The 25,697-nt window shown below is 62.2% G+C and carries 35 protein-coding genes, 1 tRNA gene, 1 pseudogene and 1 riboswitch; of the genes and pseudogenes, 19 read left to right on the forward strand and 18 right to left on the reverse strand.

What is annotated here, in order from left to right; all coding sequences use genetic code 11:
* The first annotated feature begins 4 nt into the window (after positions 1–4).
* Positions 5–364 (forward strand): hypothetical protein, encoded by a 360-nt coding sequence (locus HGP13_RS15750; RefSeq protein ID WP_172226980.1) that lies wholly within the window; start codon positions 5–7, stop codon positions 362–364.
* A 175-nt stretch (positions 365–539) separates the two neighbouring features.
* Here the strand turns inward: HGP13_RS15750 and HGP13_RS15755 are convergent, their stop codons facing one another.
* Entirely contained in the window at positions 540–722 is a 183-nt protein-coding gene (locus tag HGP13_RS15755; protein WP_246707406.1) for a hypothetical protein, read from the reverse strand.
* A 240-nt stretch (positions 723–962) separates the two neighbouring features.
* Here HGP13_RS15755 and HGP13_RS15760 point away from each other — a divergent pair, with 240 nt between their 5' ends.
* Positions 963–1,493 carry a dihydrofolate reductase family protein gene (locus HGP13_RS15760; RefSeq protein ID WP_172226983.1) on the forward strand — a complete coding sequence of 177 codons (531 nt, stop codon included), beginning with the start codon at positions 963–965 and terminating at the stop codon, positions 1,491–1,493.
* A 108-nt stretch (positions 1,494–1,601) separates the two neighbouring features.
* Here HGP13_RS15760 and HGP13_RS15765 read toward each other — a convergent pair whose 3' ends face one another.
* The gene (locus tag HGP13_RS15765) at positions 1,602–2,588 is read right to left on the reverse strand and encodes an AraC family transcriptional regulator (RefSeq protein WP_172226986.1); all 987 of its coding nucleotides are present in this window, start codon (positions 2,586–2,588) and stop codon (positions 1,602–1,604) included.
* Positions 2,589–2,683: 95 nt separating this feature from the next.
* Between HGP13_RS15765 and HGP13_RS15770 the strand changes: the two genes are divergently transcribed.
* On the forward strand, positions 2,684–2,926 hold the full coding sequence (locus HGP13_RS15770) for a hypothetical protein (protein ID WP_172226989.1): 243 nt from the start codon (positions 2,684–2,686) through the stop codon (positions 2,924–2,926).
* 35 nt (positions 2,927–2,961) lie between these two features.
* On the opposite strand, the gene HGP13_RS15775 is transcribed toward HGP13_RS15770, so the two are convergent.
* A complete protein-coding gene (locus HGP13_RS15775; RefSeq protein ID WP_172226992.1) occupies positions 2,962–3,963 on the reverse strand; it encodes an aldo/keto reductase in 1,002 nt (333 codons plus the stop codon).
* A gap of 193 nt (positions 3,964–4,156) precedes the next feature.
* Positions 4,157–4,462: a hypothetical protein gene (locus tag HGP13_RS15780; protein WP_172226995.1), complete on the reverse strand. Its 306-nt coding sequence runs from the start codon at positions 4,460–4,462 to the stop codon at positions 4,157–4,159.
* Positions 4,463–4,732: 270 nt separating this feature from the next.
* Here HGP13_RS15780 and HGP13_RS15785 point away from each other — a divergent pair, with 270 nt between their 5' ends.
* Together HGP13_RS15785 and HGP13_RS15790 are read left to right on the forward strand one after the other, a co-directional pair.
* The gene (locus HGP13_RS15785; protein ID WP_172226998.1) at positions 4,733–4,972 is read left to right on the forward strand and encodes a hypothetical protein; all 240 of its coding nucleotides are present in this window, start codon (positions 4,733–4,735) and stop codon (positions 4,970–4,972) included.
* A gap of 79 nt (positions 4,973–5,051) precedes the next feature.
* Positions 5,052–6,209 carry a PAS domain S-box protein gene (locus HGP13_RS15790; protein ID WP_172227001.1) on the forward strand — a complete coding sequence of 386 codons (1,158 nt, stop codon included), beginning with the start codon at positions 5,052–5,054 and terminating at the stop codon, positions 6,207–6,209.
* Between the two features lie 5 nt (positions 6,210–6,214).
* Here the strand turns inward: HGP13_RS15790 and HGP13_RS15795 are convergent, their stop codons facing one another.
* Positions 6,215–6,421 (reverse strand): hypothetical protein, encoded by a 207-nt coding sequence (locus HGP13_RS15795; RefSeq protein WP_172227004.1) that lies wholly within the window; start codon positions 6,419–6,421, stop codon positions 6,215–6,217.
* 212 nt (positions 6,422–6,633) lie between these two features.
* On the opposite strand from HGP13_RS15795, the gene HGP13_RS15800 reads away from it, so the two are divergent.
* Complete coding sequence (locus tag HGP13_RS15800) at positions 6,634–6,798, forward strand: hypothetical protein (RefSeq protein ID WP_172227007.1); 165 nt, start codon at positions 6,634–6,636, stop codon at positions 6,796–6,798.
* Positions 6,799–7,997: 1,199 nt separating this feature from the next.
* On the opposite strand, the gene HGP13_RS15805 is transcribed toward HGP13_RS15800, so the two are convergent.
* The 4 genes from HGP13_RS15805 to HGP13_RS15820 form a co-directional block, all read right to left on the reverse strand.
* Positions 7,998–8,071, reverse strand: a tRNA-Gln gene (locus HGP13_RS15805).
* A gap of 34 nt (positions 8,072–8,105) precedes the next feature.
* Positions 8,106–8,402 carry a hypothetical protein gene (locus HGP13_RS15810; protein WP_172227010.1) on the reverse strand — a complete coding sequence of 99 codons (297 nt, stop codon included), beginning with the start codon at positions 8,400–8,402 and terminating at the stop codon, positions 8,106–8,108.
* Positions 8,403–8,820: 418 nt separating this feature from the next.
* The gene (locus HGP13_RS15815) at positions 8,821–9,180 is read right to left on the reverse strand and encodes a hypothetical protein (RefSeq protein WP_172227013.1); all 360 of its coding nucleotides are present in this window, start codon (positions 9,178–9,180) and stop codon (positions 8,821–8,823) included.
* Positions 9,161–10,678 (reverse strand): WD40 repeat domain-containing protein, encoded by a 1,518-nt coding sequence (locus tag HGP13_RS15820; RefSeq protein WP_172227016.1) that lies wholly within the window; start codon positions 10,676–10,678, stop codon positions 9,161–9,163. The genes HGP13_RS15815 and HGP13_RS15820 overlap by 20 nt, the downstream gene beginning before the upstream one ends.
* A gap of 271 nt (positions 10,679–10,949) precedes the next feature.
* Between HGP13_RS15820 and HGP13_RS15825 the strand changes: the two genes are divergently transcribed.
* Positions 10,950–11,237, forward strand: coding sequence for a hypothetical protein (locus HGP13_RS15825; protein WP_172234735.1), 288 nt, complete (start codon positions 10,950–10,952; stop codon positions 11,235–11,237).
* Positions 11,238–11,328: 91 nt separating this feature from the next.
* Entirely contained in the window at positions 11,329–11,463 is a 135-nt protein-coding gene (locus HGP13_RS38560; protein WP_281410996.1) for a hypothetical protein, read from the forward strand.
* 108 nt (positions 11,464–11,571) lie between these two features.
* Here HGP13_RS38560 and HGP13_RS15830 read toward each other — a convergent pair whose 3' ends face one another.
* The 5 genes and pseudogenes from HGP13_RS15830 to HGP13_RS15850 form a co-directional block, all read right to left on the reverse strand.
* Positions 11,572–11,817, reverse strand: a complete 246-nt coding sequence (locus HGP13_RS15830) for a DUF982 domain-containing protein (RefSeq protein ID WP_172227019.1) — start codon at positions 11,815–11,817, stop codon at positions 11,572–11,574.
* Positions 11,818–11,866: 49 nt separating this feature from the next.
* A complete protein-coding gene (locus HGP13_RS15835; RefSeq protein WP_172227022.1) occupies positions 11,867–12,103 on the reverse strand; it encodes a DUF982 domain-containing protein in 237 nt (78 codons plus the stop codon).
* Positions 12,104–12,222: 119 nt separating this feature from the next.
* A complete protein-coding gene (locus HGP13_RS15840; protein ID WP_172227025.1) occupies positions 12,223–12,678 on the reverse strand; it encodes a GFA family protein in 456 nt (151 codons plus the stop codon).
* A 259-nt stretch (positions 12,679–12,937) separates the two neighbouring features.
* Complete coding sequence (locus HGP13_RS15845; RefSeq protein WP_027052489.1) at positions 12,938–13,117, reverse strand: DUF3606 domain-containing protein; 180 nt, start codon at positions 13,115–13,117, stop codon at positions 12,938–12,940.
* Between the two features lie 682 nt (positions 13,118–13,799).
* Positions 13,800–14,167, reverse strand: a pseudogene (locus HGP13_RS15850) (VOC family protein).
* Between the two features lie 229 nt (positions 14,168–14,396).
* Between HGP13_RS15850 and HGP13_RS15855 the strand changes: the two are divergent.
* Positions 14,397–14,822, forward strand: a complete 426-nt coding sequence (locus HGP13_RS15855) for a DoxX family protein (protein WP_172227028.1) — start codon at positions 14,397–14,399, stop codon at positions 14,820–14,822.
* A 9-nt stretch (positions 14,823–14,831) separates the two neighbouring features.
* Here the strand turns inward: HGP13_RS15855 and HGP13_RS15860 are convergent, their stop codons facing one another.
* From HGP13_RS15860 to HGP13_RS15870, 3 genes are all read right to left on the reverse strand, one after another.
* Entirely contained in the window at positions 14,832–15,137 is a 306-nt protein-coding gene (locus tag HGP13_RS15860; protein ID WP_172227031.1) for a hypothetical protein, read from the reverse strand.
* Positions 15,138–15,226: 89 nt separating this feature from the next.
* Positions 15,227–15,388 (reverse strand): DUF3309 family protein, encoded by a 162-nt coding sequence (locus HGP13_RS15865; RefSeq protein WP_172227034.1) that lies wholly within the window; start codon positions 15,386–15,388, stop codon positions 15,227–15,229.
* A gap of 50 nt (positions 15,389–15,438) precedes the next feature.
* On the reverse strand, positions 15,439–15,708 hold the full coding sequence (locus HGP13_RS15870; RefSeq protein ID WP_172227037.1) for a hypothetical protein: 270 nt from the start codon (positions 15,706–15,708) through the stop codon (positions 15,439–15,441).
* 485 nt (positions 15,709–16,193) lie between these two features.
* On the opposite strand from HGP13_RS15870, the gene HGP13_RS15875 reads away from it, so the two are divergent.
* The 3 genes from HGP13_RS15875 (at position 16,194) to HGP13_RS15885 (ending at position 17,561) form a co-directional block, all read left to right on the forward strand.
* Entirely contained in the window at positions 16,194–16,607 is a 414-nt protein-coding gene (locus HGP13_RS15875; protein ID WP_172227040.1) for a hypothetical protein, read from the forward strand.
* Positions 16,600–16,929, forward strand: coding sequence for a hypothetical protein (locus tag HGP13_RS15880; RefSeq protein ID WP_246707407.1), 330 nt, complete (start codon positions 16,600–16,602; stop codon positions 16,927–16,929). The genes HGP13_RS15875 and HGP13_RS15880 overlap by 8 nt, the downstream gene beginning before the upstream one ends.
* Positions 16,930–17,090: 161 nt before the next feature.
* A complete protein-coding gene (locus HGP13_RS15885; protein ID WP_172227043.1) occupies positions 17,091–17,561 on the forward strand; it encodes a GNAT family N-acetyltransferase in 471 nt (156 codons plus the stop codon).
* Between the two features lie 103 nt (positions 17,562–17,664).
* On the opposite strand, the gene HGP13_RS15890 is transcribed toward HGP13_RS15885, so the two are convergent.
* A complete protein-coding gene (locus HGP13_RS15890) occupies positions 17,665–18,372 on the reverse strand; it encodes a hypothetical protein (RefSeq protein WP_172227046.1) in 708 nt (235 codons plus the stop codon).
* Between the two features lie 176 nt (positions 18,373–18,548).
* Between HGP13_RS15890 and HGP13_RS15895 the strand changes: the two genes are divergently transcribed.
* The 7 genes from HGP13_RS15895 to HGP13_RS15925 all read left to right on the forward strand — a co-directional run bounded on the left by HGP13_RS15895 (position 18,549) and on the right by HGP13_RS15925 (position 25,578).
* Positions 18,549–20,117: a glycosyltransferase family 39 protein gene (locus HGP13_RS15895; RefSeq protein ID WP_172227049.1), complete on the forward strand. Its 1,569-nt coding sequence runs from the start codon at positions 18,549–18,551 to the stop codon at positions 20,115–20,117.
* 173 nt (positions 20,118–20,290) lie between these two features.
* On the forward strand, positions 20,291–20,809 hold the full coding sequence (gene msrA, locus HGP13_RS15900; RefSeq protein ID WP_172227052.1) for a peptide-methionine (S)-S-oxide reductase MsrA: 519 nt from the start codon (positions 20,291–20,293) through the stop codon (positions 20,807–20,809).
* 323 nt (positions 20,810–21,132) lie between these two features.
* Entirely contained in the window at positions 21,133–22,170 is a 1,038-nt protein-coding gene (locus HGP13_RS15905; protein ID WP_172227055.1) for a formyltransferase family protein, read from the forward strand.
* Between the two features lie 60 nt (positions 22,171–22,230).
* A riboswitch (TPP riboswitch) is annotated at positions 22,231–22,344 on the forward strand.
* Positions 22,335–22,943: a YkoF family thiamine/hydroxymethylpyrimidine-binding protein gene (locus tag HGP13_RS15910; RefSeq protein WP_172227057.1), complete on the forward strand. Its 609-nt coding sequence runs from the start codon at positions 22,335–22,337 to the stop codon at positions 22,941–22,943. Its footprint overlaps the riboswitch before it by 10 nt.
* A 43-nt stretch (positions 22,944–22,986) precedes the next feature.
* Positions 22,987–23,805: an ABC transporter permease gene (locus HGP13_RS15915; protein ID WP_172227059.1), complete on the forward strand. Its 819-nt coding sequence runs from the start codon at positions 22,987–22,989 to the stop codon at positions 23,803–23,805.
* Positions 23,802–24,569, forward strand: a complete 768-nt coding sequence (locus HGP13_RS15920; RefSeq protein WP_172227061.1) for an ABC transporter ATP-binding protein — start codon at positions 23,802–23,804, stop codon at positions 24,567–24,569. Before HGP13_RS15915 ends, HGP13_RS15920 begins: the two co-directional genes overlap by 4 nt.
* Positions 24,562–25,578: an ABC transporter substrate-binding protein gene (locus tag HGP13_RS15925; RefSeq protein ID WP_172227063.1), complete on the forward strand. Its 1,017-nt coding sequence runs from the start codon at positions 24,562–24,564 to the stop codon at positions 25,576–25,578. The genes HGP13_RS15920 and HGP13_RS15925 overlap by 8 nt, the downstream gene beginning before the upstream one ends.
* Positions 25,579–25,697: the final 119 nt, after the last annotated feature.

Consider the following 25,697-nt stretch of genomic DNA (forward strand, 5'->3'; position numbering starts at 1 on the left):
CATTATGAAATCCGTTCTGTTCGCCAGTCTCATTCTTTTTTCCTCCATGACAGGTGCAGTGATGGCCCAAGACAAGGGTGTTGTAGAAATCGTGACGATGAATTTGAAAGACGGCGTCTCGGTCGAGGCCTTCGCCCCGGTCGACAAGGCCATCGAGGATCAGCATGTCAGCAAGCAACCCGGCTTCGTTTCGCGCGAGACGGCCGTCAGCGGGCGCAAGTGGCTCGTTGTCGTGCATTGGAAGTCGGTCGATGCCGCGCAGGCTTCGATGGACAGCTTCGCCAAGGCACCGGCTGCGGCGAAGTTCATGAGCATGATCGACGCATCCTCAATGACGATGACGCGTTACGACGTCAACCGCTAAGCGCCCGCGCCTGAGCGTTCTTTGGCATCAGGTGGTCGTGTGTCCGCTTCGGCCTTGCGTGCGCTAGCGGCGGACCGTCGGCAGTCGGCACAGATCGAGACGTCGAGAGCTTTGCGGCAAAGCGCCCGCTCTCGGCGCTCATCGCCCGTTCCGATGAATGGAACGAACTTGAACGCTACCGATCCACCATCGCCATGCCACGCTCGCCATAGCGTTGGCCGGCGATTTTTCCTGGCGCCAGCGCCTCGTCCAGCGCGCCAATTTCAGCGGCGTCGCGTTTCAACGCCTCGGCGGCGATGTTCTCCTCCAGATATTGTCTCCGCTTGGTGCCGGGAATCGGCACGATGTCGACGCCCAAATCGCTACCCTTGCCGAGCAGCCAGGTCAGATCAATCTGGCCTGGCTTGTCGACCCGGGCGGTCGCGACGGCGTGCACCGGGAGCGGTCGATCTTCAGGACACGGCAACGGCCAACCAGGCTCGTAAGGCGTTCATGGACGGCAAAAACCAATTGCGAAGCTCGGGCGATATGGCCTATAACCGATTGCATAATGCAATCGGATTCACTCGGATACGACGCGCGAGGAAAGGGAGTGAGCATGGCCAGGCTTGTGTTCGGAATGAACCAGTCGCTGGACGGTTACGTCGACCATACGGGATTCGCGCCAGGCCCTGCGCTGTTTCGACACTTTGTCGAGGAGGCGGAGCGGCAGGCGGGCAGTGTGTACGGCCGCCAGATTTATGAGGTCATGCGTTACTGGGACGATGATCGTCCCGAATGGAATGCGGATGAGCACGCCTTCGCGGCGGCGTGGCGCAAGCAGCCGAAATGGGTCGTCTCGCGCACGTTGACATCGGTCGGGCCCAACGCGCGGCTTGTCGAGGGTGATCTGGAGAGCGCGATCCGTGCGATCAAGGCCGAGCGCGACGGGGAGATCGAAGTTGCCGGCCCGAACCTGGCGCGAAGCCTCACGGACCTTGGCCTGATCGACGAGTATCGGATCTACCTGCATCCCGTCGTGCTTGGTGGCGGCAAGCCGTATTTCGCCGGGCCCCGGCCGCCGCTCCGCCTCATTGCTCATGATCGGATTGCCGGGGATGTGATCAGGTTGACCTACATTCCCGCTTGATCCTCTACTCGCCGGACGGAACGGATTTCGTGATCGCGTTCCGATCCCTACCGGTCGACCATCGCCGCTCGCCATAGCGCGGGCAGGAGATTTTCCGGCGCCGGACTATTATTGGAGGCGTCTGGCCCTGGCCAAGGTCAGCGATGGCAGTTCACCAAACGTATCTTGGTAGTCATTTGCAAAATGCCCGAGATTCGAAAACCCACAACTCAATGCCACATTGGTGACCGAGGTGGTTTCAGTCGGAGCTTGGAGTAAGTTGTTCGCGTTTTTCAGCCGAACCATTTTCACATAGCCGAGTGGCGTGTAGCCGCGATGACGTTTGAATGTCGCGAAGATGGTCCGCGCGCCAACCCCACTCACATCGGCAAGTTTCTCAACGGAGATTGGTAGCTGCCAATGAGCATCGATATACTCCTCGACCCGGCGCACATGTGCGGCCGTATCAATGCTTGGCCGACGATGCAGAAAGTCACTGAAGGAGTTTGGAATTGCCTTCAAAAATGCCACCAAAAGCGTGTCTTCAAATTCCCGCGACAAAAAGTGAGGCATTTGAACCCGAGGCGTCGCGAGTTCTCCGGCCACGAACCGTATCAGGTTTTTGAGACCATCTAGGTGCACATGACCTTTGCCGAGAGTTGAAGCAGAGAATTCCAGGCGACCCCGCGGTTTGGCGCCAAGCAGAGCAGCAATTCTTTGCTCCATTGCGCCCTGCTCAACACGGATGAGAATCTGCTGGTAACCGGCCCCGAACTCAATCCTGCAGGGGCGGCCTGCTGGCGTGACGCATGATTGATCAGCACCCACCTCAAAAGCCCGGCCGGCTATAGTGGTCCGCGCGGTGCCAGCAAAAGCGATTTGCAATCTGACAAAGCCGGCCTCCGAAAAATCTGCCAGCGATCGAGTGGCGTAGGCGCACATTATCAACGACGCCGATCCGAGACCTGCCACCGCGGAACGGCCAAGAAAGTGGTTCGATTTAGACGACTCAAAATGAGCGGCCCCGTAGCGGGTCATCATAATCTCGCGCATGACCTCGCTATCATGCGTGTCCACGATCGGAAACTGACTTAGCGATAGGGCTGTGGTTTGCATATGCCATATCCGAGCCGCAATGCGCTTCTTGAGTAGCAGATTCAGTCGAATCACACCGTCTAATGATCAAATTTATCATAGCGGGGTAGACTTCCATGCAGAAATCAACCGTTTTGCTCTCAGACCTTGGCGACCAGATAGACGCCCTAAAACGCCATATCTCATCAATGAGTGACCTGATGCTCAAAGCGTTGGCTTTAAGCCTGCCAGCGAAGGCGCCTGCCGGAACCGCCGAGATGTTAATGCTGCTGCTGGTTTATCGAGAGGCGGAAAGCCGAAGGAGGCACAACGAGGCAGGCGTCTTTACGCCATCCCCAGCCACCCAAGCCCAAAACTAGCTTTCGTTGGCCGCTCGCCGATTGGAACACCTACGTCACCGATCCACCATCGCCATGCCGCGCTCGCCATAGCGCGGGCCGGCGATCTTCCCTGGCGCCAGCGCCTCGTCGAGTGCGGCCATCTCGGCGGCGTCGAGTTTCAGCGCGGCGGCAGCGATGTTCTCCTCCAGGTATTTTCTCCGCTTGGTGCCGGGGATCGGCACGATGTCGATGGCGAAATCGCTGCCCTTGCCGAGCAGCCAGGCCAGCGCGATCTGGCCTGGCTTGACGCCCCGGGCGGCAGCGATGTCGCGCACTTTGCTGGCCGCTTCGACATTGGCGTCGTAGTTTTCGCCCTGGTAGCGCGGGTCGTTGCGGCGGTAGTCGCTCTCGGGATAGTCCTCGGCGCGCTTGACGTCGCCGGTGAGAAAGCCGCGGCCGAGCGGCGAGAACGGCACCAGGCCGATGCCGAGTTTTTGGAGCAGCGGGATGATCTCGGGTTCCAGATTGCGCTCCCACAGCGAATATTCGCTCTGCACTGCCGAGACCGGAAAGACGGCATGCGCCCGGCTTATGTTGGCGCCACCGGCTTCCGACAGGCCGAAGAAGCGCACCTTACCCTCGGCGACAAGCCTGCCGACCGCGCCCGCGACTTCCTCCATCGGCACATCAGGGTCGACACGGTGCTGGTAGAGCAGGTCGATATGGTCGGTGGCGAACCGACCGAGCGAGGCTTCGACAACCTCGCGGATGTGTTGCGGCCGGCTGTCGACCCCGACCTGCTTGTCGTTTTCGATGCGGAAGCCGAATTTGGTGGCGATGGTCACCTGGTCGCGCTTGCCCTTCAGCGCCCGGCCGAGCAGCGCCTCGTTGGTGTAGGGGCCATAGACCTCGGCGGTATCGAGGAAGGTGCAGCCAAGCTCGATGGCGCGGTGCAGCGTGGCAATGGATTCGGCCTCGTCGGCCGGGCCGTAGGACTGGCTCATGCCCATGCAGCCGAGGCCGATGGCCGAGACGTGCAGTCCCTGGCTGCCGAGTTTGCGTGTGGCGAGGGTCATGGCCGCGGTGCTCCGGTTGGGGTTTTGCAACACCATATAGAGCGCGCCTTCGATTCCCAAAGGTGTTCGGCGCCGTCTCAACCGACTGTGATCCTGGCGCGGTGCCGGATCGGCCGAGGGTGGAAAGCCGCACTGCGTTCATTCAGATGTTGAACGCGGCGCCGCAACTGGAGGGCGCGGCGTCAGAGCGACATTATTGGATCGAGGCCGGCTGCGAAAAAACATGGGGGCTGATCGCTGGTTCTTCACCATCGACATCGTCGTTTCCAGACAGCGCCAACCCGTTGCCCAAGGCGTCGAATTCGATCGCCGCGCCAAGCAGTTGGGCAGCCTTTAGCACCAGATACTCGATGTCCTCGAGGGCGACATTCTCGGCCAGATTCCTGACCCTGACCTGTTCGGCCGTCGCTGTGATGTTGACGATACCTGCCGTCTGGAATGCCCTTTGGACCGCTGAATGGACGTCTTCGCGCAACTGCGCGGAGTATTCGTACCGCATTGAAACCTCCCGGGGGAACGGTTTTCTGTTCAGGGTGCAAGATGCGTCCGACGCTGATCAATGACAAGTAAAAATCTGTTAAAGAGTCAAATAAATCAATAAGTTAGTAGAATTACACAAATGCGCGGCCGGCGCTTGACCCGCATCATGAGCGTGATGTGTGGACCACGTAGTGGCCGGTCTTGACGCAATATGAGAGTTATCCTAACTATACGCTGAATGAGTTAGATACTAACTCGACGTATTTTTGGTCCTGAGCGAGGAAGCGCCATGGCTGAACTGGAACGCCCCGAACGATTGCAGATCATGCTCACTGCCGACGAATTGGCGGCGCTGGAAAACTGGCGCTTCGAAAAGCGTATGCCAAGCCGCTCGGCCGCGGTCAGGGAGCTGTTGCGGCGCGGCCTCGCCTCGGACGGGTTCCTGATGGCCGAACAAGGTGTCAAATCGCAGGATTTCGGCGTGCTGCCCGACGGCGAAGGCAAGACGAACGATCGGCCTTCGGAGTGAATCCAGCTCCGGTAGTGACGCGCCGCCTGTGCGAATTGCGCCGGGCGGAGATTGCCTTGATCCGCTCGCGCGCTACCTCATGCACATGAGCGACATCGTGGCGGCGACAGCTGACATCGCAACAGGCAACCCAAAACAGACCGCGACCGCCGACGCACGCCTCGCGGCGATCGTCGATTCCTCTTTCGACGCCATCATCAGCAAGGATCTGACCAGCATCATCACCAGCTGGAACCTGGCGGCCGAACGCATGTTCGGCTACAGCGCGGAGGAAGCGGTGGGCCAGTCGATCCTCATGCTCATCCCCGATCACCTCAAGAGCGAGGAGACCGAGATCATCAGCAGGGTCCGCGCCGGCGATCGCGTGGCCAGTTACGAGACGACACGAAAGCGCAAGGACGGAACGCTTATTTCCGTCTCGCTGACGGTTTCGCCGATCAAGAACGCCCATGGCGAGATCGTCGGGGCTTCGAAGATCGCCCGCGATATTTCCGCCGCCAAGGAAAGCGAGCGTCGCATCAGGCTCTTGATGCGGGAGGTCAATCATCGCGTCAAGAACCAGTTCGCGGTCATCCTGTCGATGGTCAGGGAAACGAGCAAGCGCTCGAGCGATCCGCGCGAATTCGAGGAACTGATTCGTGCCCGCATCATGGCGCTGTCGCGTTCTCACGATCTGCTTGTCACCTCGGAGTGGGCCGGCGCCAGCCTGTTCGACCTGATCCAGGAGCATCTGAAGCCGTTCGGCCGTGAGGAGCAGATCCTGCTTTCCGGCCCGCTGCTGACGCTGCAGTCGAATGCGGTGCAGAATCTCGGCATGGCTTTCCATGAGCTTGGCACCAACTCGTCCAAATATGGCGCGCTGGGCTGCGAAGACGGCCACGTCGAGATCACCTGGACAATCGAGTCCGGCGCCCAGGACTCAGGTGGTCTGGGCTCCGCTGCCACAAGTACCGGTGCCCAGAGTTCAAGCGTTTCGGGCGGGCGTGAGTTCCAGCTACTCTGGACCGAGACATCCACGCCGCGTGCCGGAGACCGGTTCGACGACGGCGTGCGCAAGGGGTTCGGCACCGTCGTCCTGCAGCGCGTGGCGCCGCAGTCGCTGGGCGGCTCGGCCAAACTGGAGCGCTCGCCCGGCCAGCTCAACTGGCGCCTCAGCGCGCCGCTGGCATCGATCATCGTGCCCCAAGCCGGCGTCGAAGACGACGATGGCGCCTCCGCGCTGGGCTTCGGCATCTAGCCTCTTCAGAGAATATTGGTTGTCACCTCGACGACAATGGCGGCGCCTTCCAACGTGCCGCCGGGGACGTGCACGACACGTGAGACCCGGAGATCCTGCGGACTTCCGTCGACCGACAGCGAAACGCTTTCTCCAATCCGTGGCACCGCCTGGAAAATGGCGTCGGTGGCGTCCGGCCGGTTGTCTATGGATATGCGGCAGTTGACGGTCATGAATGTCTCCTGTGTCTGGCCATGCCCGGTGGTCAACGCAGGGTCGATGAAATGGTTTCAGGAAGATCGGTTCAAAGCCCGGGGATGCCGCGGAGGGCTGCTCCCCGCTCACCGTAAGCCGGGCCTAACCGGCATGGGGCTGCCGGCTGACAATTATGTGCTCTATTGCTAATATAGATGAAGCATGCAAACGAAGCAGGTGAGGGCTATCGATGACTGAAGAGCCGGCCACAACCTACGTCGTGAGCGTCTTTGAAAAGCCTAGCTGGCGTACGGTCTTGACCACCAAGGACAAAACCAAGGCCTTGGCGCTGGCTAAAGAGATCGGCGACAAGGTGCGGGTCGACGAGATCACGCCGAAGCCAAGGACGCGTTGAATGCGCCCGCCAAAGTGAGCGCTGGAACCACAGGCGGCGTTGAGAGTTATTTTTGCGGCAGGGGTTCCAACGCTCCGGCAAGTCCCGCGATCCCTAGGGGCGCCCGCCGCCGCCGTGAATGGGGCGGCGGGTCTATGCCAGCCCGCAAAGCCTGATCACCCTATATTGCGATTGGATAAAATAACGGAACGTCCAATGGACGATACCGGAACCAAAGCGGTTATGTCAGACCTTTGTGGCAGGGCACCAAGACCTTGGTCCAATAGGAAAAGCCCGCCACGGGAGCGACCCGCGGCGGGCTTTCTAAGTGGCTACATCCCTGAGGAATCGACCGCTTGTGGTCATACTGTGAACCTCATTGCCGCCCTAGCCTATGGTGTGATCGCGGAAGCCGGGCTTTGGACTCGGGGGCGGCTTGACGATTTCCGGCAACTTTGTGGATGACGGACTCGTAGATCAATTGGTCGCCTTTTGTCCCTTGTACCGGGGCGGCTGGCTCGCTGAGATTTCGTTGGGGTTTTCTCGGCGAGCCTGCGGCGGGCTTCAGTCCTTGTGCAGGACGATATACCGGCTGCTCACGGCATCCGCCCCTTTGCCTCGTGTGACGACAACCGTCCTATAGCCGGCAGGCAGTGAAGCTGTTGCGGATGGGTCGACCGAACGGCACCGCCCGACCATTTCCCCGTCAGGGGCGCCTGCCAGCCTGGCAGCCAATGCGAGCTGGCACTCGTCGAGCGATGCAAAAGTGGTGGGAGGCATATCGCTCGGCTTGCAGACGGATGGGGCGCCAGGGTTGCAAGAGAGCAGAACCATCACCGCGGAAGTTGCCAGATCCATTGTTGAAGCTCCATTCGGACGCTTCAACGCGCTATGGCCCATGTTTGTTGCACCAGGCTGGCGGCCCGCTGGCTCCGGGGTGGCGGGGCCTTTTAAAGGCTGTCGGGAACAAGAGGGGAGCGGCCCGGTTTTCTGAGGATGGGAGGAAGTGGATATGCCAAACAAGATCAAAGACCCATTGCGACCCGACCCGAAGGAGACACCTGTCCGTCGTCCCGACAAGGAAGCGTCGCCAGAACCCCGACATGTCGATCCGCCACCGCGAGACGTGCGAGAGGCGCCGTCACCCAATCCAAACGGGGACAAGCAGTCCTGACCGCCGTTCGACGGCTGAGACGACAAAACCAGTGGTGAGGTTGGCTTGGTTCCCGCTCATGGGCTCGAACCACGATTCACGCCTTCAAAGGGCGCTGTCCTACCATTAGACGAAGCGGGAGCTGGTACGGTTATGCAGCCGGCACGGCGTGCCGTCAATTCGGGAAGTCTATTACCGGTTCGTCGCAGCGGTAAACCGGGCAGTGCCCATCGCGCGCCGGGATGTAGGCCGACATCGGAATTTCGGGCCGGTCGCATTCATTGCCGAACTGCCTGACATAGCGGTCATAGGTGTTCGGGCCGGTGGTCAGCACCACGGCGCGGCGGCTCTGGATCATGGTCTGGATCTCGCCGCAGCTCATGCTGCGGCTGTCGGGCCGCGCCTCGGCCAACCCGGTCGCCGCAAGCACAGCGCCCAAGGTCATCGACAGGATAAGATGGCGAGCAGACATGGCGGGCACTCTTCTCTTGACGCAGCTATGTACTGTTCCACAAAACCCGGTACCTGTCCGCTGGTTCCATGACGGGGCGTCGACCGCGCGTGCCGCGCAACCAAATCACGCGTCGCGCATTGCTGGGCATGGACAGCAGGAAACCTTACGAGACGCCGCAATGGTGGCCGGGAAACGAAGGCCGCGAAGCCATGTGCTGTTCCTTCTGCGGCAGCCGCGAGCACCGCTACGAGGCGTGCCCGCAAAGAGCCTATCCGCCAGATGTCCCGTTCCAGGACGACGCAGAGAAATTTCGCTGATCTGACCACCGTTTCTCCTCGCGCACGCTGTGCGCCGCCATAGGCCGTGCGCGCGGATGTCCTCGCCTTCGCCTTGCAAGCCCCGAGCACCGAATATGACGGCGCAGCCGCCGCGATCCTCATCGGACAAACCACTCGGCGAACCATGATATTCCGAGGAAGAACACGGCGCCGATAAAGATCAATGGGGTAGCCAGATTTCTGTAGAATCTCGCTCTGGGATCTGCGCCCGGTTTCGTGCCAATGACGCCGTAAGCCAGAACGGCAAAACCGGCGGCGCCAAGCAGGAGGCAGGCCGAGCCTCCAATTGCCCATATGCCGCGCAGATGGAGATCGCCAAAATGTTTCTGGCGCCAAGTTCCCAGACGGTAGAGCATGACCAGGTCGTCTGTGACGATGCCGTGTATCGCGTAGGCGGCAATCGCGATTGCACAAAGATACCCGATAAACTTGCGCAGTTCAGTTGGCAGAGGCCGCAAACAGCTTCTCCCATTGCTGGGCATGACCGCTGGCGCGCGCTGCGTCGTCCCATTCCAGCTTCGAGCATTTGCGAAGGGTCTGGCAGTTGTCAGGATCGCTGGCCATGCACATCGTGCCCTTGCCATCGGCCAGTTTGAACGTCGCCTTGTCCGAAGGATCGGCCGCCAGCGAATGCGCCGCGCCCTCGAACACGTCGCATGTCATGCCGGCCTTGCAGCGCATGAACTGGCGGGGCTCAAGCAGTTGGTCTTCACCGCCGGCAAGATATTCGACGAGCCCGTCCGGGTGGATGATATAGGGGCTGGTCGAACAAATGAGGTGCATCACATCCGGAGTGGCGTCGACGTCATCGGGTGGCCCGAAGGCCCACATGCCGGCCATTCCGTCCGCCAGGTGAATGGCATCTTGCTGCTGCTGCAACGTATAGACGACGCCCATCGTGCCGTGCGGTCTCACCACGATCCTTGCATCGTCAATGAAGCCGACGCCGTAGCCTTCGGAGAGACTGTTCAGCTTGACGATCTGCTTCCCGGAACCCGCGTCCCAGATACGCACATATTCGTCCGACGCGCCTGTGGCGATACGGGCGCCATCCGGGCTGAAGGCTGCGGACAGCACTTTTTCCACGCCGGCTTCCTTCAACGTAACGATCTCTATGCCGCTGGCGGCGTCGAAGACATGCGCCGCACCGTCGTCCGCGCCGGTCACGATACGCTTGCCGTCACGGTCGAACGCCGCGGCTTCCACGTCAGCCTGGTGCCGCAGTGCCGCGATCTCGTGTCCACTCGCGGCGTCCCAGACCCGCACGGTCTGATCCCGCCCGATCGTCAGGATGCGCGTTCCATCCGGACTGAAGCTGACGTTGTCGATGGCTTTCTCATGTCCTTCCAGCTTGGCGATCTTCTTGCCGGCGGCAACGTCCCACACGACCACGGTCTTGTCTTCCGCGGCCGTGGCGACAAGCCTACCGTCGGGACTAAAGCCGGCATCGGTCAACGCAGCGGAATGTCCATCCAGGATGGCGGCCTGTCGCGGGCCTTCGATCCGCCAGACCGCCGCCGTGTGATCTTGCCTAAGCACGACGATGGACTGGCCGTCCGGGCTGAACGGCTCTCGGGGAAGGCCAAAGATGAGAGTCTGCGCATCCCGGGGGATCGCCGCCAATTCCTTTGAGTAATCGGCGACATTCCAGAAGCGCAACGCGTCCGCGGTCGCCACCATCAACACCGATCCGTTCGGACTCCAGGCTACGGAGGAGGCCTTGCCCTTCAATTCGGCCACCTGCTTGCCGTCCAACGTATCGAAGATGATCGTACCGGCGTCGGTGGCGAGTGCGACACGGTCTCCAGCCGGGCTGAAGCGGACGGCATAGACTGTCTCATCCACACTGAACACACGCGATGCATAGATTTCGGCGGCGTTCACGCGGCTTGTGGCGATCGCCGCGCCCAGACATAGGATAGCGGCAGCCAAGACCAGTCCGCAAAGAGTACGCATGTCTTATTGGCCTCCTGCTGTCTCGTCAGGCTGCTCAATTGCCCGCCGGGAGCGATTGCCACTCGCAATGTAGCATAGCCGGCCTTCATGGTCCCGCGCCACCATCATCTGGTAGTAGTCGTCGGGATCGCGGCCCGGATTGTTAATGCGATGGTTTCCCTCCTGGATTCATTGGCCAACCTTTTGGCGGCGCCAACCTTTTGCGCGGTTGGGCGTTGTCCCTGCGAAGGCAAGGCCGCCGCGGGTGGCCATCGCAGAAAAGGAGGCCGAGATGAAACCTCTCACTATCGCGTCGCTGATGCTGGCCCTGGCCGTACCTGCGGCCGCGCAGACGCAGCAGAATCCGGCGCAGCAGGCCGACAAATGCCGGATACAGACGGATCAAGGCGGCAAGCAGCAGTCCGGCAACGGCAATCTGACCGAAAAGCTCAACGATTGCGGCGGGGTGCTGAAGCCGCCGGCCACCGGCGATCAGGGCATGGCCGCGCCGGCGCCCGACGAAGGCAAGACACCGGTGATCAAGCCGGGCGAAGTTCCGGCACAGCCGCCGAAGCAATAAAGGACATTACGCGGCATTGTCACCGGGCAACGGAACCTCGCCCTGCGCGAAACGTTTTGTTTACGAATTGAATTCGTAAAAGGATGGGACCGTGAGAGACATTGCCAGCACCGCCACGTTTCTTGCCTCTATCGCCATCGTCATCGTCTTGATGTTCATGGCACCGAAGAGTTTCGGCTTCGATACTTCCCGTCCGATCGTGAACGGCGATCTGCCGACGAAATAGCTGGCAGCGGTTCAGAAAAAAAGCAGGCGAGAATCTCGCCTGCTTTTTGTTTGGTGAGAAGCCGAAATGCCATCCTTCCGGAAACAATAACTGTCTCTTGGCTGGGCTTCAGCGAACCAGCACGCCGGCGTGATCGCAAAGGGCCGTGAAGGCCTCCTGCGCCTGCGCTGCGGCGTCCTTGTTTTCCAGCGCCGCCTCGATCTTCTCTCGCGCCGCCTGGTAGAAAGGGCCGCGGCTGGCATGCGGCCAGTCGATCAGGATTTCACTGGCGTCCTGAAGCGTCGCCACCTCGCGGATTGTGTCGGCGCCATGCGGCTTGATCCGCATCGGTGTCGACAGCATTACATCAGCCATTGTCTTTCCCGCTATTGATGTGGGCCCGCTATTGGAGGAGGTAGGCCCACTATTGGAGGATGTGGGCTTCGCGTGCGGCGTCGATCATCGCCCGCATCGCTTTTTCCGGCGGTGTCCAGCCATCCAGCGCGTCGCGGCAGCTGCGCAACGCCGCCCGGTATTGCCGGCCCTGGCCGGCGGGCCAGTCGCCGAGGCATTCCAGGCCCTCCCAGGCGCTGCGCACCACGCGCTCGCGCTCGGAGGCGAATTTCAGGCGGATCGGTCGGGGGAACATCTTGTCGTTCAACTGAAGTCTCCGTGGCATGTCGCCCGACAGCGAGCAGCGCTTGTGCAACAACGCCACTCACAAGGGGCGCCGGATAACGTAGCCGTGAGGGGAGGGTTCCAGCCCCGAACGACGAAATTTCAGTCGTGCGCGACGGCGTCCGACAAAGGTCTCGGCGCCGGCTGATCGGCAGCTTCCGGAGTTTGCAGGTCATCGGGCCGGTCATGCTCGAACTGTTCGGTGCCGGGCAAGGCATGCAGCCAGGCCTCGCGGCGGGTGATCCACAATTCGTATTGCGGCTCCAGGTCGGTCGGCGCGACATCGAGGCTGCCGAGCATCACCTCGACCTCGGTGTCGCCGACCCACGCGACACGGCTGCCGCAGGTCGGGCAGAAGCTGCGCGTGCCGTAGCTGGCGACTTCGCCCGATGTCTTGAAGACGTCGCGTGGCCAGATGGCGAAGGCCGAATAGACCGAGCCGCCCGCCTTGCGGCAGTCCTTGCAGTGGCAAAGACCAACCCGCGTCGGCTGGCCGGTGACGACGAAATGCACGCCGCCGCACAGGCAACTGCCGGTCCTGCGTATGGTGTCGGACATGGTTGCAGCCTCCCTCAGTCTGGCTTTCGTCAGTCTGGCACGCTACGGGCCGGGCGGGACAGAGGCTCGTCGGCCATTTCGTTCACCCGCACCGCCAAGCCCGGTCGACCCTTCAACGCCCATGCCGGCGAAATGGTTGCGGCGCGCCACCGCCGTCTAAAGCGCGTCGCGTCGCGGCGGATTCATGCGACGCGCTTTAGGTCTTTGTTTTTATGCATGTCGTCCCCCCAAAACCGAGGTCACTTTTGGGCTACATGCATTAGCCGCGCGCGGCCATGTGGTTGTCGAGCTTCTTGCGCGACGGGCCGTAGCGCTTGATGATGGTCTGGGCCTCGCTCTGCGGGATGCCGTATTTGCGCGCGAAGGCGGCGACCTCATAGGTCTCCTCGCTTGAAACCAGCTTGCGGTCCTGTTTGATCTTCGATTTGTCGTCGGGCATGGCGTGCCTCACTTTCTGTCAGCCGCACGGTGGCGCGGACACCGGTATATGGGATGCCGCGATCAGACATAACAGAGATTTGTGCTGCCGGTTCCACGGCAAGCGGCGGGCGGGCCGAACAAGGCCTGGATGGCAAGCTGCCGATTCAGGCCGATGGCCGGGTCGCGTCGGCGCCGTGCTGGTCGGTGGCGCCGCAATCGGCGCAAGGCGCGCTGGCGCCAGGACAGCCGCGGTTATGCGTGCCGGCGGGGCAGCAAAGGCCGTTGGAGCTTGTCCAGCGCGGGCATTGGAAAACCTGCCCGGTGCCGCCGCAGCCGCTACATTCCAGAACCGATGACTGAACCAGATAGGACTTCGTCCCGAACCTTACGCTCGCGCCCACAACGCAACCCACCCCAATAGCAGCACCCGACATGCCTGTGCATTAGCCCCGGCTTAAAAGTAGCACGTTGCCGGTTACGAACAAGTTTCTTGATCATTAATTGTTCGTGAATGCCGCACGGCAGGTCAGACGCGCCGGGCTTGCCCCTCTTGCCTCAGGTCGGCCCCAGCCGCTTGGCGGTGAGACAGATGAGGGCCGAAGCGGCCTGGCCGCTCCCGGCCGGCGGCTTCGACTGGCGCGGAAGGAGTGCGCAGCGCCAACGATCCAGACCATGACCCCGAACCCGCGGTTCGGCAGGGATCATGCTCTTGGTTCAAAGAGCTCGACGACGTTGCCGGACGGGTCTTCGCAAAGGATCTGGCGGCCGCCCGGGCCGTCGACAATCTCGTTGCGAAACGGCACGCCGGCCTCGCGCATCCGGGCGGCGAGCGCCGGCAGGTCCTGCACCTGCAGCACGATGCGGTTCCAGCCGCCCAGCTCGGGCGTGCGGCCATCCGGCATCGGCCTTGCCGCCGTGCCATCGGGCCGGCAAGCCAGAACGTCAGGTCGTCGCGCTTGAGGATGGCCATCGCTGGACCGAACTGCTGTTGCAGCACGAAATCCAGATGCGTGGTGTAAAATGCTATCGCCAACTCGACATCGTTGACGAGATACCGGACCGTCGCCATCCGCTGGCTCTCCTCATAAAACATCACGCACCCCTTGCGATGAATAGCCTCCGGGGCAGGCGGCGGCAAGCTTGGAGCCCCGGCACGGCGTCCTGTCCGCGACCGCCAAGGCCGGTGCCGGCATCCGGCGCGGCAGCGCTTGCGGACAAAAAATTTCAGGCCGGTGTCGGAACCGCACAGGGTCGCTCGTCCTTGGGTCGAAAGCCATCAAAAACCCTGGAGAGACAGCATGCCGGACATCACTCAATCGCCGTGGCAGACCGCGGCCCTACTCATTGCCCGCCTGATCTTTGCCGCCGTCTTCCTGATGGCGGTGACGTTCAAGTTTATGGGCATGGGCGATACCGCTAGCTTCATCGCCGCCGCAGGCTTTCCCTTCCCGCTCTTCCTCGCCTGGTGCGCGGCGATCCTGGAGGTGGCGCTGGTGCTGTGTTTCCTGAGCGGCGCCTTCTTCACCCAGGCGGCCCTGGTCGCCGCGGCCTATGTGCTGTTCCTGGGATTCTCTTTCCACGGCCCCGGCCACTGGGCCGGCAACCAGGCCGAGTTCGGCTTCTTCGTCGACCATTTTTCGTTCATGGCCGGCCTGCTGTTCGCCGCCGTGCACGGGCCGGGCAGGGTGCTGGCGCTGAACCTGGGCTGGCCGGGCAGGGCTTGAGGCGCGCCCCTACAGCTGGTCGTTGTAGGGTTCCTTCATCTTGCCGACCAGGCGGGCCAGTTTCGAGAAAGAGGGCATGTCGGCCTCGGGCTGGCACTGGTTGGCGAGTTCCAGCAGCCGGATCGGGAAATTGACGGCGTCGCGGCTGGAGGCCGACATGCCGCCGGATCGCTCCTCACCGGTTTCGCCGGCCTCGGCCTTGCGCAACGCGATGTCGATCTCCTGCGATGTCAGTATACCTTTTCGGACCAGGACGTGGTTGATCGAGGCGACGGCCATCAGCAGGCCTTCGAGTTGCAGATTGGCGACGTTCATGGTGCTCTCCCTCCATTGACCAAAGGTGAAACGCACCAGCGGCGTTTCCGATCCGCAATGGAGGGATGGGGCGCCGGGGTTGGCTCGGCTTAGATCCTGTTGGTGAACAGCAGGACCAGCAACACCAGCAGGATCGCAGCCGAGACGATGGCCGGCCGCCAGGCCCAGCCGCGCGACCACGGCCAGATCGGCAGGACGCCGACCAGGACCAGCATGATTGTGATGATGGTGAAGGCGCCGGGGACGGTCATCCTCTGTCCGGATGTCGGGAAGGTGGAAGGCGGGCTGAAGGGGAAATAGCCTATTCCTGCACCAGGCGCTCGCCATATTCGCGCCACAGCGCCTTGACGTCCAGGCCGTCGAGGCGCGGGATCGACGGATCGTTGCAGGTGATGGCGACGGCGCTGATGTCGTAGTGGGGAAAGGCACTGGCGACGAAGCGGATCGCATCGCCGAGCGAGTTCACGCGGACCACAGGATCGGCCTGGCCCTGACCGGTGCTGCGCACACCGGAAACCGAGGCTGGAGCATGCCGCATCCTGAACACGGATGCCATGGCTGGTCTGTCCATCGTCCTCTCCGACAAAGCGGTGCGACGCGAATCATTCCATGAGCTTCAGCTGATGGTCTCACAGCCGTCGGTTCATGAAAAGCCGGCTAGCCAATGCGGGGGTGGAGGCGGCCGGTTGGCGCCCATCCGGTTGTCGGGTGAGGACAGTTGTGCTACGATTTCGTCCATGGTGCTGATTTGCGCCGATGACCCGCCGCCGAGGCGGGTTTTTGTTTTTTCCGCGAGCCCGAGCGGGTGCCGGCTGCCTCTTTGCATTGATGCCGAAAACGTAATAGGAATTTTTTCCTTGACCGGGTGAGGGCAGCCATGCTACATATTTGTCCATGGTGCTGATTTGCGCCAACGACCCGCCGCCGAGGCGGGTTTTGTGTTTCTGGCGATCCTTTAGGTGACGGCGCTGCCGCTGCCGATCTTGAACGCCGGCAGGACAGAGGGGCGCCGTAGAGCGCTGCCTTTCATCTGACGATCCACTCCGCGAGGCCCTCATGTCAACACGCTACGCCACGATCATCACCGACGATGACGGCCGCGAAATCGTCAGTGCCATTGGCGCGTTCGAGGGTGCGGCGCCGCAGGCGCGGCTGGGTCGTGTCGAACAAGTCGCGCCGAGCGTGTTGATCGGCATGGTGCGCGATGCGGCCGGTGGCTTTTGTTTCGAGCAACTGGGTGTCGCCAGCCAGGCCGTCGGTCTCGTCATGGCGAGGCTCAAGGCCAAGGCCAGCGTGGCGAAACGTGCCGTCGCGCTAAAACCCGCAGCGGCGGCAAAGCCGAAGCGCGCCAAGAGGGGCAGAAAGAAAACCGTCCGCTCGAAGAAGTCGGCCAGATCGATGCCGAAGGCGGTCGAGGTTGTTTTCCCCAGCGATACCGCCGCGAAGGCGATGGACCAGGTCGATGGTTGACGAAGCCGCCCGCGGGCCGGCACGCCGCAAGGCAAGGCCGGCAAGGCGCAAGTCCGCCGGCGGCGCCTCGGTTGCGCAAGAACCCCGTCCGAAGCGGACGAAGAAAACGCTGGGCGATGATTTCCTCGCTGCCGTTCGCGCCGATTTCCGGGCGCATGGCGCCGGCGTCATCGCCGAGGTGCGGGCCGGCAAGCCGGACCAGTATCTGAAGATCGTGCTTTCGGTGCTGCCCAAAGATTTCGATGTCGCCATAAACCATCTGGATGCCCTATCGGATATTCTGTTCGAGGTGATCGTGCGGAAGTTTAGGGCCAACTCCTGAGGAATAGCTCCAGGCTTTGTCCTGCGTCCGGGAAGCCAAAGCCCGCCTCGGCTCATGCCGGGGCGGGCCTTTTTGCGTTTGTGGCTCCTGACTGGCCGCTGCTATATCCTGGCGGAAGGCTGCCGAACTGGCGGTGGCGTTGATCCAGCCCGGGCTATTCGATGCAGATTGAACGATATGACGGGGACCGCGAGGCTTTACGGCCGCTGTTTGCGCTTGCCGACGATTCTCCGACGCAGATATCCAACTATATCGATAAGGGCGAGGTGCTGGTTGCGCGCGATGGCAACAGGATCGTCGGCCATGTGCAGGTCATCGAGACAGGCGAGGGCGGCGTCTTCGAACTCAAGAGCCTGGCGGTCCGCCCGGCAAGGCAGAGCGAGGGATTGGGGCGTGCCCTTATCGCGGCGGCAATCACCCGTAGCCGCGAGCGCAACGGCCGGCGCCTGATCGTTGCGACCGCGACGGCCGATATCGGCAATCTGCGGTTTTACCAAAGACAGGGCTTTCGGATGTGTCGCATCGTGCAGGATGCGTTCGGACCATCGACCGGTTACCCCAAAGGCTCGGCTGTCAACGGCATTCCGCTGCGCGACCAGGTGATCTTCGAACGCGACCTCGGCGCGGATTGAGAGCGGTGGATCCTTCACCCCTGCGCCCCGGCTTCGGGACAATCGCAGACAATCCAATAGCCCATCCCGGTTCGCCAGGCGGGCTATTTTTGCGTTTCTGGGCCTAGGCCAGGATATTGACGGCGCGGGCCGCGACCAGTGCGATCGTCAGCAGCGAGATCATCGCCTCGGCCATCATCAAAAGCTTGGCGCGCTGGGAGAGCGGCAAGGTGTCGGTCGGCGAAAACGCCGTCGCGTTGGTGAAGGCGAGGAAGAAATAGTCGACGAAGCCCGGCAGCCAGTGGCTAAGCTCGCGGTCATTCAAGGTCATCTGTGCAAACAGGAAATCGGCCTGCGCCAGCTTCACGAGGCCACAGGTCGGCGGCCCGCCGCGGTCGGTGCTCCAGAACCACAAGGCGAAGACGATGACGTTGGTTACCCAGATGTTGAGAGCATCAATCAGCAGCGTGGTGCCGCTGTTGCCGGCATGGCCCTCCAGCAATGCCCGCACCAGCAAGACCAGCGAACCGCAATTCATGACGCTGATGATCGCGGTCATGGTCAGAGCCGTCCGGCGAATCATGACGCGAAACTGGCCAATCGCATGCCACTCGTGATCCTCGACCGCCTTTCTGGTGGCGACCTGCGTCCAGGCCGTCGCCACCGAGAGGGGCAGGAGCAGGGCGGCCTCTAGCGCCGGAGCCAGCCAGCGCGGCCCGAAGGAGAGGTTGTTGATGACGAGAAGCTGCAGGCAGATGATGACGAGGACGGCCGCACGCGCCATCCAGAAGTCGAGCGCGCGGTAGTGAATGACGGCGTGCTTGTGACGCATTATGGATCCAGAAGCTTCGGACAGGGGTGATGCACAGGCCGTCTTGCCCGGGCGTGGCAGGAAGCGGCGAATGTCCTGCTCAAATTTGGCCCCGCAATGGCGGTGCAAGTATACATTTTCGTAAGCTTTGATATCGGCACTATTCGGAAAACCGGTCGGTGTGATTTAAGCACCGCATGTCGGGAATTGACGAGTCCATAGATGGCTGGCTGCCGGCCAGGTCGCCTCTCGCGGGCATAGACCGGTCATCAGTCTGGCGGGGTCTCATCCGTCATCCCTGGTATTTGCTGGCGATTTTATGCCTGGTGCAGATCGCCTGCTGGACGGTGGTGCCCGCACTGGTCGACGCCGCGCCGCCTCGCGATGTCGTCGAAGGCTTCATGTGGGGCCGCGAATGGGTGCTCTTGACCTACAAGCATCCGCAGCTTCCCGGCTGGCTGCTCGAGACCAGCCATCTTCTGACCGGATCGTTCCGCTGGCCGCAATATCTGCTCGCCCAGCTGACAATTTCTTCGACCTTCGTGCTGGTCTATCTGCTGGCCCGCGACATGCTTGGGCGAAACCGCGCGTTGGCCGCGGTGCTCTTGATGCCGTCGATCTATTTCTTCGGTTGGCCGACGCCGCAGTTCAATCACGACTATGCGCAGATGCCGTTCTGGGCGGCCATCTGCTGGCTGCTCTGGCGGGCTGGCCGCGGTGGCGGGCCGGGCTGGTGGCTGGCGCTCGGACTGGTGTCGGGCGTCGGCCTCTATGCCAAGTTCTCCACCGGCCTGCTGCTTGCCTTCGGTGCTCTCTGGCTGTTGTCCGATGCGCGTGCACGCGGCCGCCTTGCGACGCCTTGGCCCTGGTTCGGTCTCGCCGTTTTTTTCGCGGTTGCCTCGCCACTGGCCATCGCGCTCTACCGCATCGATTTCCTGCCGCTGACCTATTTCGCCGACCGTGACCAATGGGTGATGGAGCACCGCGCACGCCTTTATTATATCGGCGTCCAACTGGCTGGCCTTTCCGGCTTTCTTCTGGTGCTGGCGATATCCGGATTACTGCGACGCTCGCCCGCGCCGGATAAGCCTGTCGAACGCGGCACGCTCGTCTATCTCACGTGGATGGGGCTTGGACCAGCGATCCTCATTATGGTGGCTTCACTGTTCACCGGTACCGGCGAGGCGTGGGGCGCGCCGATGTACAATCTTGTCGGTGTCCTGGTGCTCGCCCTTGTGGGTCATCGGCTTGGCGCCATCGAGATGCGAAGGCTGGCGATCTGCGCGCTGATCTGCATCGTCAGCATGTCCGGCGCCTACGCGGCCATGCGTTGGACGACCTGTAATGTGTGGGGGCACATGGAACCGGTCTGCTGGCCGGCGCAGCCGATCTCGGACGAGGCCGAGGCGGTCTGGCACGCGGCGGCACCCGGTCGGCTCGACATCGTCGGTGGTGATGCAGATCTGGCCATGCTGGCGGGCCTCAATGCTTATGACAAGCCGTCGATCTTCACCGAACTCGATATGCGGCTCGCGCCCTGGATCACCAGGCAGCGGTTGCGCGAGCACGGCATGCTGATGGTTTGGCCTGGGAATGGCGTACCGCCGCAACTGCAGGCATGGCTGGGCAACCTCCCGGTCAAGACCGTTCTTTTCAACTGGTCGCGCAAGGCGCCGCCCGTGCCAATCAGTTTTGCCGCCATTCCGCCCGGCACACGGTATCTGCCGATCGACGCCGACAGCCGGACCCGGCATCCGCGCAGCTGAAGCGGTTCTATCCCTGACCGGGTCGTGATATCGTTCGCGCATGGCCGCGTTCGTTCCATGCGACTGGACGAAGCAGACGAGAATGCCCATCTATTGGGAAATCCAATTTTGTCTGCGCAATTCCGCACGGGAAACCGCTACACTGCTGGGATTGCCTTTTGAGGAGACGTGACATGGCGACTTCGATCGAACGCGCAGTGCTGGCCGGTGGCTGTTTCTGGGGCATGCAGGATCTGATACGGCGTTATCACGGCGTCATCTCCACCCGTGTCGGCTATAGCGGTGGAGATGTGCCCAACGCCACCTACCGCAACCACGGCACCCATGCCGAAGCCATCGAGATCAATTTCGATCCGGCGGTGATCAGCTATCGGATGTTGCTGGAGCGCTTTTTCCAGATCCACGATCCGACGACGCGCAACCGCCAGGGCAACGATGTCGGGATGAGCTACCGTTCGGCGATCTACTATACCAGTGACGAGCAGAAGCGCGTCGCCGAAGACACCATCGCCGACGTCGATGCCTCCGGCCTGTGGCCCGGCAAGGTCGTCACCGAAGTCGCGCCAGTTGGTGCCTTCTGGGAGGCCGAGCCCGAACACCAGGACTATCTGGAGAAATATCCCAACGGCTACACCTGCCATTTCGTCAGGCCAGGCTGGAAGCTGCCGGTTCGAGAAAAGGCCGTGTCATAAGGTTTAGGGGTCGTTTTCGAGGAGCAGGGCGGCGTAATTCCCGTGACCGCGTGAATGCCAACTGTCAGCCGCCGCCTGGTGATTGACAGTTGGCGGCGTTGCTGGCCAACTGTGCAGGCTGATTTGCTTCAGGAGATACGCATGAAGAAAGTCTATGAGAAGCCAGTTCTCGTGAAAGGCGGCCGCCTTTCCGATGTTACCGCCACGGTGCCGTCTTCAATTGTCAAGGCTCCCTGACCGACGGACTTACTTTGCAAACCGGTCAGGCCAACCGATGAGGCTGGCTTGCCGTCTGAATGCCCGCCGATGGGGATCGGCTTGATGTGCGCCTTGAACGGCTGGCGCTGTTGAGCCCGCAGACCGGCTCTAGCCGGGTTTCGGCCGTATTCGTACTCGACATAACCCCTTACACCGGGCCGCTACTGGCAGGATGGCTTGAAGCAGGTCATCACATCCGTGCGATTGTCGTCCCGGGATCCCGGCAACGCCAGAAACATTTCAGCACCAGCAAGTTTCGCCGAAGGCTGAGGCGCAAACTGCTGCTCAAACGCTATATCGGCAACACGCCGGCAAGGGTGATCGAATTTGGCCGGCCCTATGATTGGGGCACACTCGGCAGCCAATTGTCGGAGGTCAATGCCGATGTGTTGATCTGCTTTGCGTTTGCGGCCCTCATTCCAGCGGAGTTGCTTGGTGCTTTCCCGAAGGGCGGGCTCAATCTTCATCCAGCGTTGCTGCCCAATTATCGGGGTCCGCACCCTATCCATCGCCTGGCCGTCGACGGCCAGCACGCCGTTCATGGTGGTGTGACGCTGCACAAGATGTCTGCCGGTTTCGATGATGGCGACATTCTCGGGCAAGTGCCGTTTTCCGAAGCAGACTGGGTGTCGCTGCAAGCCCTGACCGACAGCATGGCGACCGCGATGTGCGCGCTGGTGAGCGAGGTAGCGCCCGCCTATTGCAAAGGCAGCCTGAAGGGGATGCGGCAGCCGGCCGGCGATTTTGTCTGGGCGCGGCTTGAGGCGGCCCACACAATGATTTCGCCTGACATGTCGGTCGAGCATGTTGCCCTGATGTGGCATGTGCTGGGCACTGTTCCTGGCATCTATCTCGATGTCGCCGGGCACAAGATCAGGCTGGCGTTCCAGGTCAGACGGCTAGGCCCGCCGACGGGCAAGGCGCCAGTCCGGCGGTGGGGGATCGTGGAGTTCGATCTTGCCGATGGCAGGGTCCGGTACTTCACCTATGGCCGCCTGCTCAAACGGCTCGTAAAATTGCATGCTACCTTCGCGCGCCCTCGAGTCAGAAAGCCGTCCCCTGAAATCCGGGTTTTCGGCAAGGCGGAAGATGGGCAGACGTAACATCTGGCGCAGTGCGCTGAAGAAACGGCTTCCCCTACCGTTCGAATGGTGCTTTAACGCGCCCATCCACAGGGGTGCTCCGTACGGTCGGGGCTGAGACGGGGGCGGCAAGCCCACAGACCCTAGAAGCTGATCTGGGTAATACCAGCGGAGCGAGGCGGGCGATGTTTTCAGGCGCACAGATTTCCCTATACCCCATGACCGACGATTTCGTCGGCGTCATCCTTGGCGCGCTCGGCGCGCTCGATCCCTACCGGGACAGGCTCAGGATCGAGACCGACGACATCTCGACCTTGCTGGTCGGGCCGCCGGAGGTGCTGTTCCCGGCTTTGCGCGACCTGTTCGTCGCGGCGGCGCTGAGCGGCAAGCATAGCGTGCTGTCGGCGGCCATTTCGCGCGGCTGCCCGGGCGAGCCGGACGATCCGATCTGCCGCTCCGACGCGTTTGGCGGGCCTGCCGGGCCCCTCGGCCCACGCAAGGAAGCCGCCATCAGCGCCGTGCGCAACGCCCCTGCCACCGGCCAGCCGGCGGCGGCGCAGTTCTCGCTCTACGTGATGGGCACCGGCGACCACATGGACGAGATCTACGGCTGCATCGATTTCCTGAAACAGTCAGGCGTCTACGATCGCTCCAAGAACTTCTGCACCAAACTGCGCGGCGATACGGGCGCGATCTTTTCGGCGCTGAATGAGGCCTTCTGCCGCTTCGGGCCGGGTGCCGGCCACGTAACCCTTGATGTCACGATTTCGGCCAACAGCCCGTCTGCTGTCTGAACAGAACGCGTTTCCTACACGCCGCCGTCAAGGTTGTCTTCTCGTGGTCTCATCGTCAACCAGCTGCCCGCGCCAGCTCGCGGGTTCTCTTGCCAAGGCAGTGCCCGCCGTCATCTCGGTCGGGTTGCTCCTTGTGGCGTGGGAACTCTACGCCACCTATTCCGGCATCAAACCAACGATCCTGCCGGCGCCGTCACGCGTCTTCGAACAGGCGATGCTCAATCATGAGGCGCTCATCTACAACGCCATTCCCACCATCCGCGCCACGCTGGTCGGCTTTGCTTGTTCGCTGAGCGCCGCCTTCGTTCTGTCGATGCTGGTCGATTTTTTCCGGCCGTTGCGGCGCGCTTTGTTTCCAGTCTTCATTGTCAGCCAGACCTTGCCGCTGGTGGCGATCGCGCCGCTGGTTGTGTTGTGGTTCGGCTTCGGGCTGACCCCCAAGATCATGCTGGTGGCGCTGGTCACCTTCTTTCCGATGCTGGTGGCTCTGGTCGAGGGGTATGAGGCGACCGAGGTCGAGATCGGCCAAATGCTGCGCGCCATGGGGGCAGGGCGGTGGCGCGTCTTCGTGCTGGCACGGCTGCCTTCGGCGCTGCCCTATTTCTTCGCGGGCTTGAGGATCTCCATCACCTATGCCGTGGTCGGCGCCATCTTCGCCGAATATGCCGGCGCGGCCAAAGGGCTGGGCATCTACATGCTCAACGCCAAGAACAATTTCCGCCCCGATCTGGTGCTGGCCGCGGTCGGCGTCAGCGCCGCGCTGACGCTCATCCTGTTTGGGCTGACAGTGCTTTTGCAGCGCCTCGCCATGCCTTGGGAGCGGGTCGGCCGGCAGCCGGCAGAAAATGGGCCGGGGCGATGAGCCGGCTCGAATTGCGGCATGTGCGCAAGGCGTTTGGCGTGCTCGACGTGCTCGCCGATATTTCGCTCAACGTCGGTGCCGGCGAATTCGTCTCGATCCTAGGGCCTTCGGGCGCCGGCAAGTCGACGCTGTTCCAGCTTCTGACGGGTGCGGAGCATGGCGAGGGCGAGATGTTTTTCGACGGCGCGCCACTCCACGACCATGGCAGGCATTTTGCCTTCATGCCGCAGCGCGACGCCCTGATGCCGTGGCGGCGTATCCTCGACAACGCGACGCTCGGGCTCGAAGTGCAAGGCGTCAGGCGCAAGGCGGCACGGGCGCGCGTCGCGCCGCTGTTTGCCGAGTTCGGGCTTGCCGGCTTCGAGCGGCATTTTCCGGCACAGCTTTCGGGCGGCATGCGCCAGCGCGCGGCGTTGCTGCGCACGGTGGTGCAGGAGCGCGACATGCTTTTGCTCGACGAGCCGTTCGGCGCGCTCGACGCACTGACCCGCGCGGCCATGCAGCGCTGGCTCGAGCAGATGTGGCGGTATCATCGCTGGACGGCGCTGCTGATCACGCATGATGTGCACGAGGCCGTGTTCCTGTCCGACCGCATCTATGTGCTGTCGGCGCGCCCAGCGCGTGTGTTGCGTGAAATCAGGGTGCCGTTGCCGCGCCCGCGCGATCCGACCGGCGCCGCCGCGCGCCAGGCCAGCGCACTCGAGGCCGAGATCCTCGACATTTTGCTCGACCCGCAACCCTCCAAAGGACATGACCATGACTGACTTGACGCGCCGACAGGCCCTGCTGCTTACCCTTGCCAGCGGTCTTCCGCTGATCGCCGGATCGAGCCGCTCCTTCGCGGCAACGCAAAAAGTCACCGTCGCGCTCGACTGGACCGTCAACACCAACCACGTCGGGCTGTTCGTCGCCCGCGAAAAAGGGTTTTATCGCGAGGCCGGCCTCGAAGTCGACATTCTGCCCTACAGCGACACCGGCGCCGGCACACTGGTCGCCAACCGTGTCGCCGATTTCGGCATCAACGGCACCATCAGCCTGTTCACCCAGAAGACCGCCGGTGCCGACTTGAAGGCCGTCTATGCGGTGGTGCAGTCAGAGACCGGCCGAGTGGTGTTCAATGCGGGGCGTAGCGAGATCAAAAGCCCCAGGGACCTTGACGGCCTGACCTATGGCGGTTTCGGCAGCGCCTGGGAAAATGCGCTGATCTCGACCATCATCCGCCACGATGGCGGTAAGGGCAATTTCGAGACGGTGACGCTCGGCACCTCGGCCTATGAAGCGCTGGCCAATGGCTCGGTCGATTTCACGCTCGAGGTTTCGACCTGGGAGGGCGTCGAGGCCGAACTCAAAGGCATCAAGCAGCGAAGTTTCGTTTACGCCGACTACGGCGTGCCCGACGAGCACACGACGCTGATCTCGTCGAGCGAAGCCTATCTCCAGGCAAACCCGGCACTGGCGGCGGCCTTTGTCCAGGCAACGCGGCGCGGCTATCAGTTCACCGTCGATCATCCCGGGGAAGCCGCGACGCTGCTGATCGCCGCCAACCAGGATGCCCTGACCAATCCGGCATTGATCGAGGCGTCGCTGAGCGCGCTGATCGACGGGCACTATCTGCGCGGAGAAAACGGCGCCATCGGCACGATGGACCCGGCCAAGATGGTCGCGATCGGCGACTATCTCTTCTCAGTTGGCATTTTGCGCGACGCCGATGGCAAAGTCTTGGCGCAGCGCCCTGATTTCGCGGAGTATTTCGCAAATCTACATCTGGGGTGAGGCTGGATGCCCTTCACTCGGTAGCGCACGGCCCCCGGATTGGCATCTGGGGTGCATCCTCCCCCGCATGTTTCGAGGGCGTTGCCCCTGTTTGATGCTGATCCGATCTTGCCGGTTAA

This window comes from Mesorhizobium sp. NZP2077, assembly GCF_013170805.1.
GTDB lineage: Bacteria > Pseudomonadota > Alphaproteobacteria > Rhizobiales > Rhizobiaceae > Mesorhizobium.

Bases quoted from the DNA above. Each gene is read 5' to 3' on its own strand.
- HGP13_RS15750 (WP_172226980.1), top strand. From the start codon at position 5: ATGAAATCCGTTCTGTTCGCCAGTCTCATTCTTTTTTCCTCCATGACA.
- HGP13_RS15760 (WP_172226983.1), top strand. From the start codon at position 963: ATGGCCAGGCTTGTGTTCGGAATGAACCAGTCGCTGGACGGTTACGTC.
- HGP13_RS15765 (WP_172226986.1), bottom strand. From the start codon at position 2,588: ATGCAAACCACAGCCCTATCGCTAAGTCAGTTTCCGATCGTGGACACG.
- HGP13_RS15770 (WP_172226989.1), top strand. From the start codon at position 2,684: ATGCAGAAATCAACCGTTTTGCTCTCAGACCTTGGCGACCAGATAGAC.
- HGP13_RS15775 (WP_172226992.1), bottom strand. From the start codon at position 3,963: ATGACCCTCGCCACACGCAAACTCGGCAGCCAGGGACTGCACGTCTCG.
- HGP13_RS15780 (WP_172226995.1), bottom strand. From the start codon at position 4,462: ATGCGGTACGAATACTCCGCGCAGTTGCGCGAAGACGTCCATTCAGCG.
- HGP13_RS15785 (WP_172226998.1), top strand. From the start codon at position 4,733: ATGGCTGAACTGGAACGCCCCGAACGATTGCAGATCATGCTCACTGCC.
- HGP13_RS15790 (WP_172227001.1), top strand. From the start codon at position 5,052: ATGCACATGAGCGACATCGTGGCGGCGACAGCTGACATCGCAACAGGC.
- HGP13_RS15795 (WP_172227004.1), bottom strand. From the start codon at position 6,421: ATGACCGTCAACTGCCGCATATCCATAGACAACCGGCCGGACGCCACC.
- HGP13_RS15800 (WP_172227007.1), top strand. From the start codon at position 6,634: ATGACTGAAGAGCCGGCCACAACCTACGTCGTGAGCGTCTTTGAAAAG.
- HGP13_RS15810 (WP_172227010.1), bottom strand. From the start codon at position 8,402: ATGTCTGCTCGCCATCTTATCCTGTCGATGACCTTGGGCGCTGTGCTT.
- HGP13_RS15820 (WP_172227016.1), bottom strand. From the start codon at position 10,678: ATGCGTACTCTTTGCGGACTGGTCTTGGCTGCCGCTATCCTATGTCTG.
- HGP13_RS15825 (WP_172234735.1), top strand. From the start codon at position 10,950: ATGAAACCTCTCACTATCGCGTCGCTGATGCTGGCCCTGGCCGTACCT.
- HGP13_RS15830 (WP_172227019.1), bottom strand. From the start codon at position 11,817: ATGGCTGATGTAATGCTGTCGACACCGATGCGGATCAAGCCGCATGGC.
- HGP13_RS15840 (WP_172227025.1), bottom strand. From the start codon at position 12,678: ATGTCCGACACCATACGCAGGACCGGCAGTTGCCTGTGCGGCGGCGTG.
- HGP13_RS15845 (WP_027052489.1), bottom strand. From the start codon at position 13,117: ATGCCCGACGACAAATCGAAGATCAAACAGGACCGCAAGCTGGTTTCA.
- HGP13_RS15855 (WP_172227028.1), top strand. From the start codon at position 14,397: ATGCCGGACATCACTCAATCGCCGTGGCAGACCGCGGCCCTACTCATT.
- HGP13_RS15860 (WP_172227031.1), bottom strand. From the start codon at position 15,137: ATGAACGTCGCCAATCTGCAACTCGAAGGCCTGCTGATGGCCGTCGCC.
- HGP13_RS15865 (WP_172227034.1), bottom strand. From the start codon at position 15,388: ATGACCGTCCCCGGCGCCTTCACCATCATCACAATCATGCTGGTCCTG.
- HGP13_RS15870 (WP_172227037.1), bottom strand. From the start codon at position 15,708: ATGGACAGACCAGCCATGGCATCCGTGTTCAGGATGCGGCATGCTCCA.
- HGP13_RS15875 (WP_172227040.1), top strand. From the start codon at position 16,194: ATGTCAACACGCTACGCCACGATCATCACCGACGATGACGGCCGCGAA.
- HGP13_RS15880 (WP_246707407.1), top strand. From the start codon at position 16,600: ATGGTTGACGAAGCCGCCCGCGGGCCGGCACGCCGCAAGGCAAGGCCG.
- HGP13_RS15885 (WP_172227043.1), top strand. From the start codon at position 17,091: ATGCAGATTGAACGATATGACGGGGACCGCGAGGCTTTACGGCCGCTG.
- HGP13_RS15890 (WP_172227046.1), bottom strand. From the start codon at position 18,372: ATGCGTCACAAGCACGCCGTCATTCACTACCGCGCGCTCGACTTCTGG.
- HGP13_RS15895 (WP_172227049.1), top strand. From the start codon at position 18,549: ATGTCGGGAATTGACGAGTCCATAGATGGCTGGCTGCCGGCCAGGTCG.
- msrA (WP_172227052.1), top strand. From the start codon at position 20,291: ATGGCGACTTCGATCGAACGCGCAGTGCTGGCCGGTGGCTGTTTCTGG.
- HGP13_RS15910 (WP_172227057.1), top strand. From the start codon at position 22,335: ATGTTTTCAGGCGCACAGATTTCCCTATACCCCATGACCGACGATTTC.
- HGP13_RS15920 (WP_172227061.1), top strand. From the start codon at position 23,802: ATGAGCCGGCTCGAATTGCGGCATGTGCGCAAGGCGTTTGGCGTGCTC.
- HGP13_RS15925 (WP_172227063.1), top strand. From the start codon at position 24,562: ATGACTGACTTGACGCGCCGACAGGCCCTGCTGCTTACCCTTGCCAGC.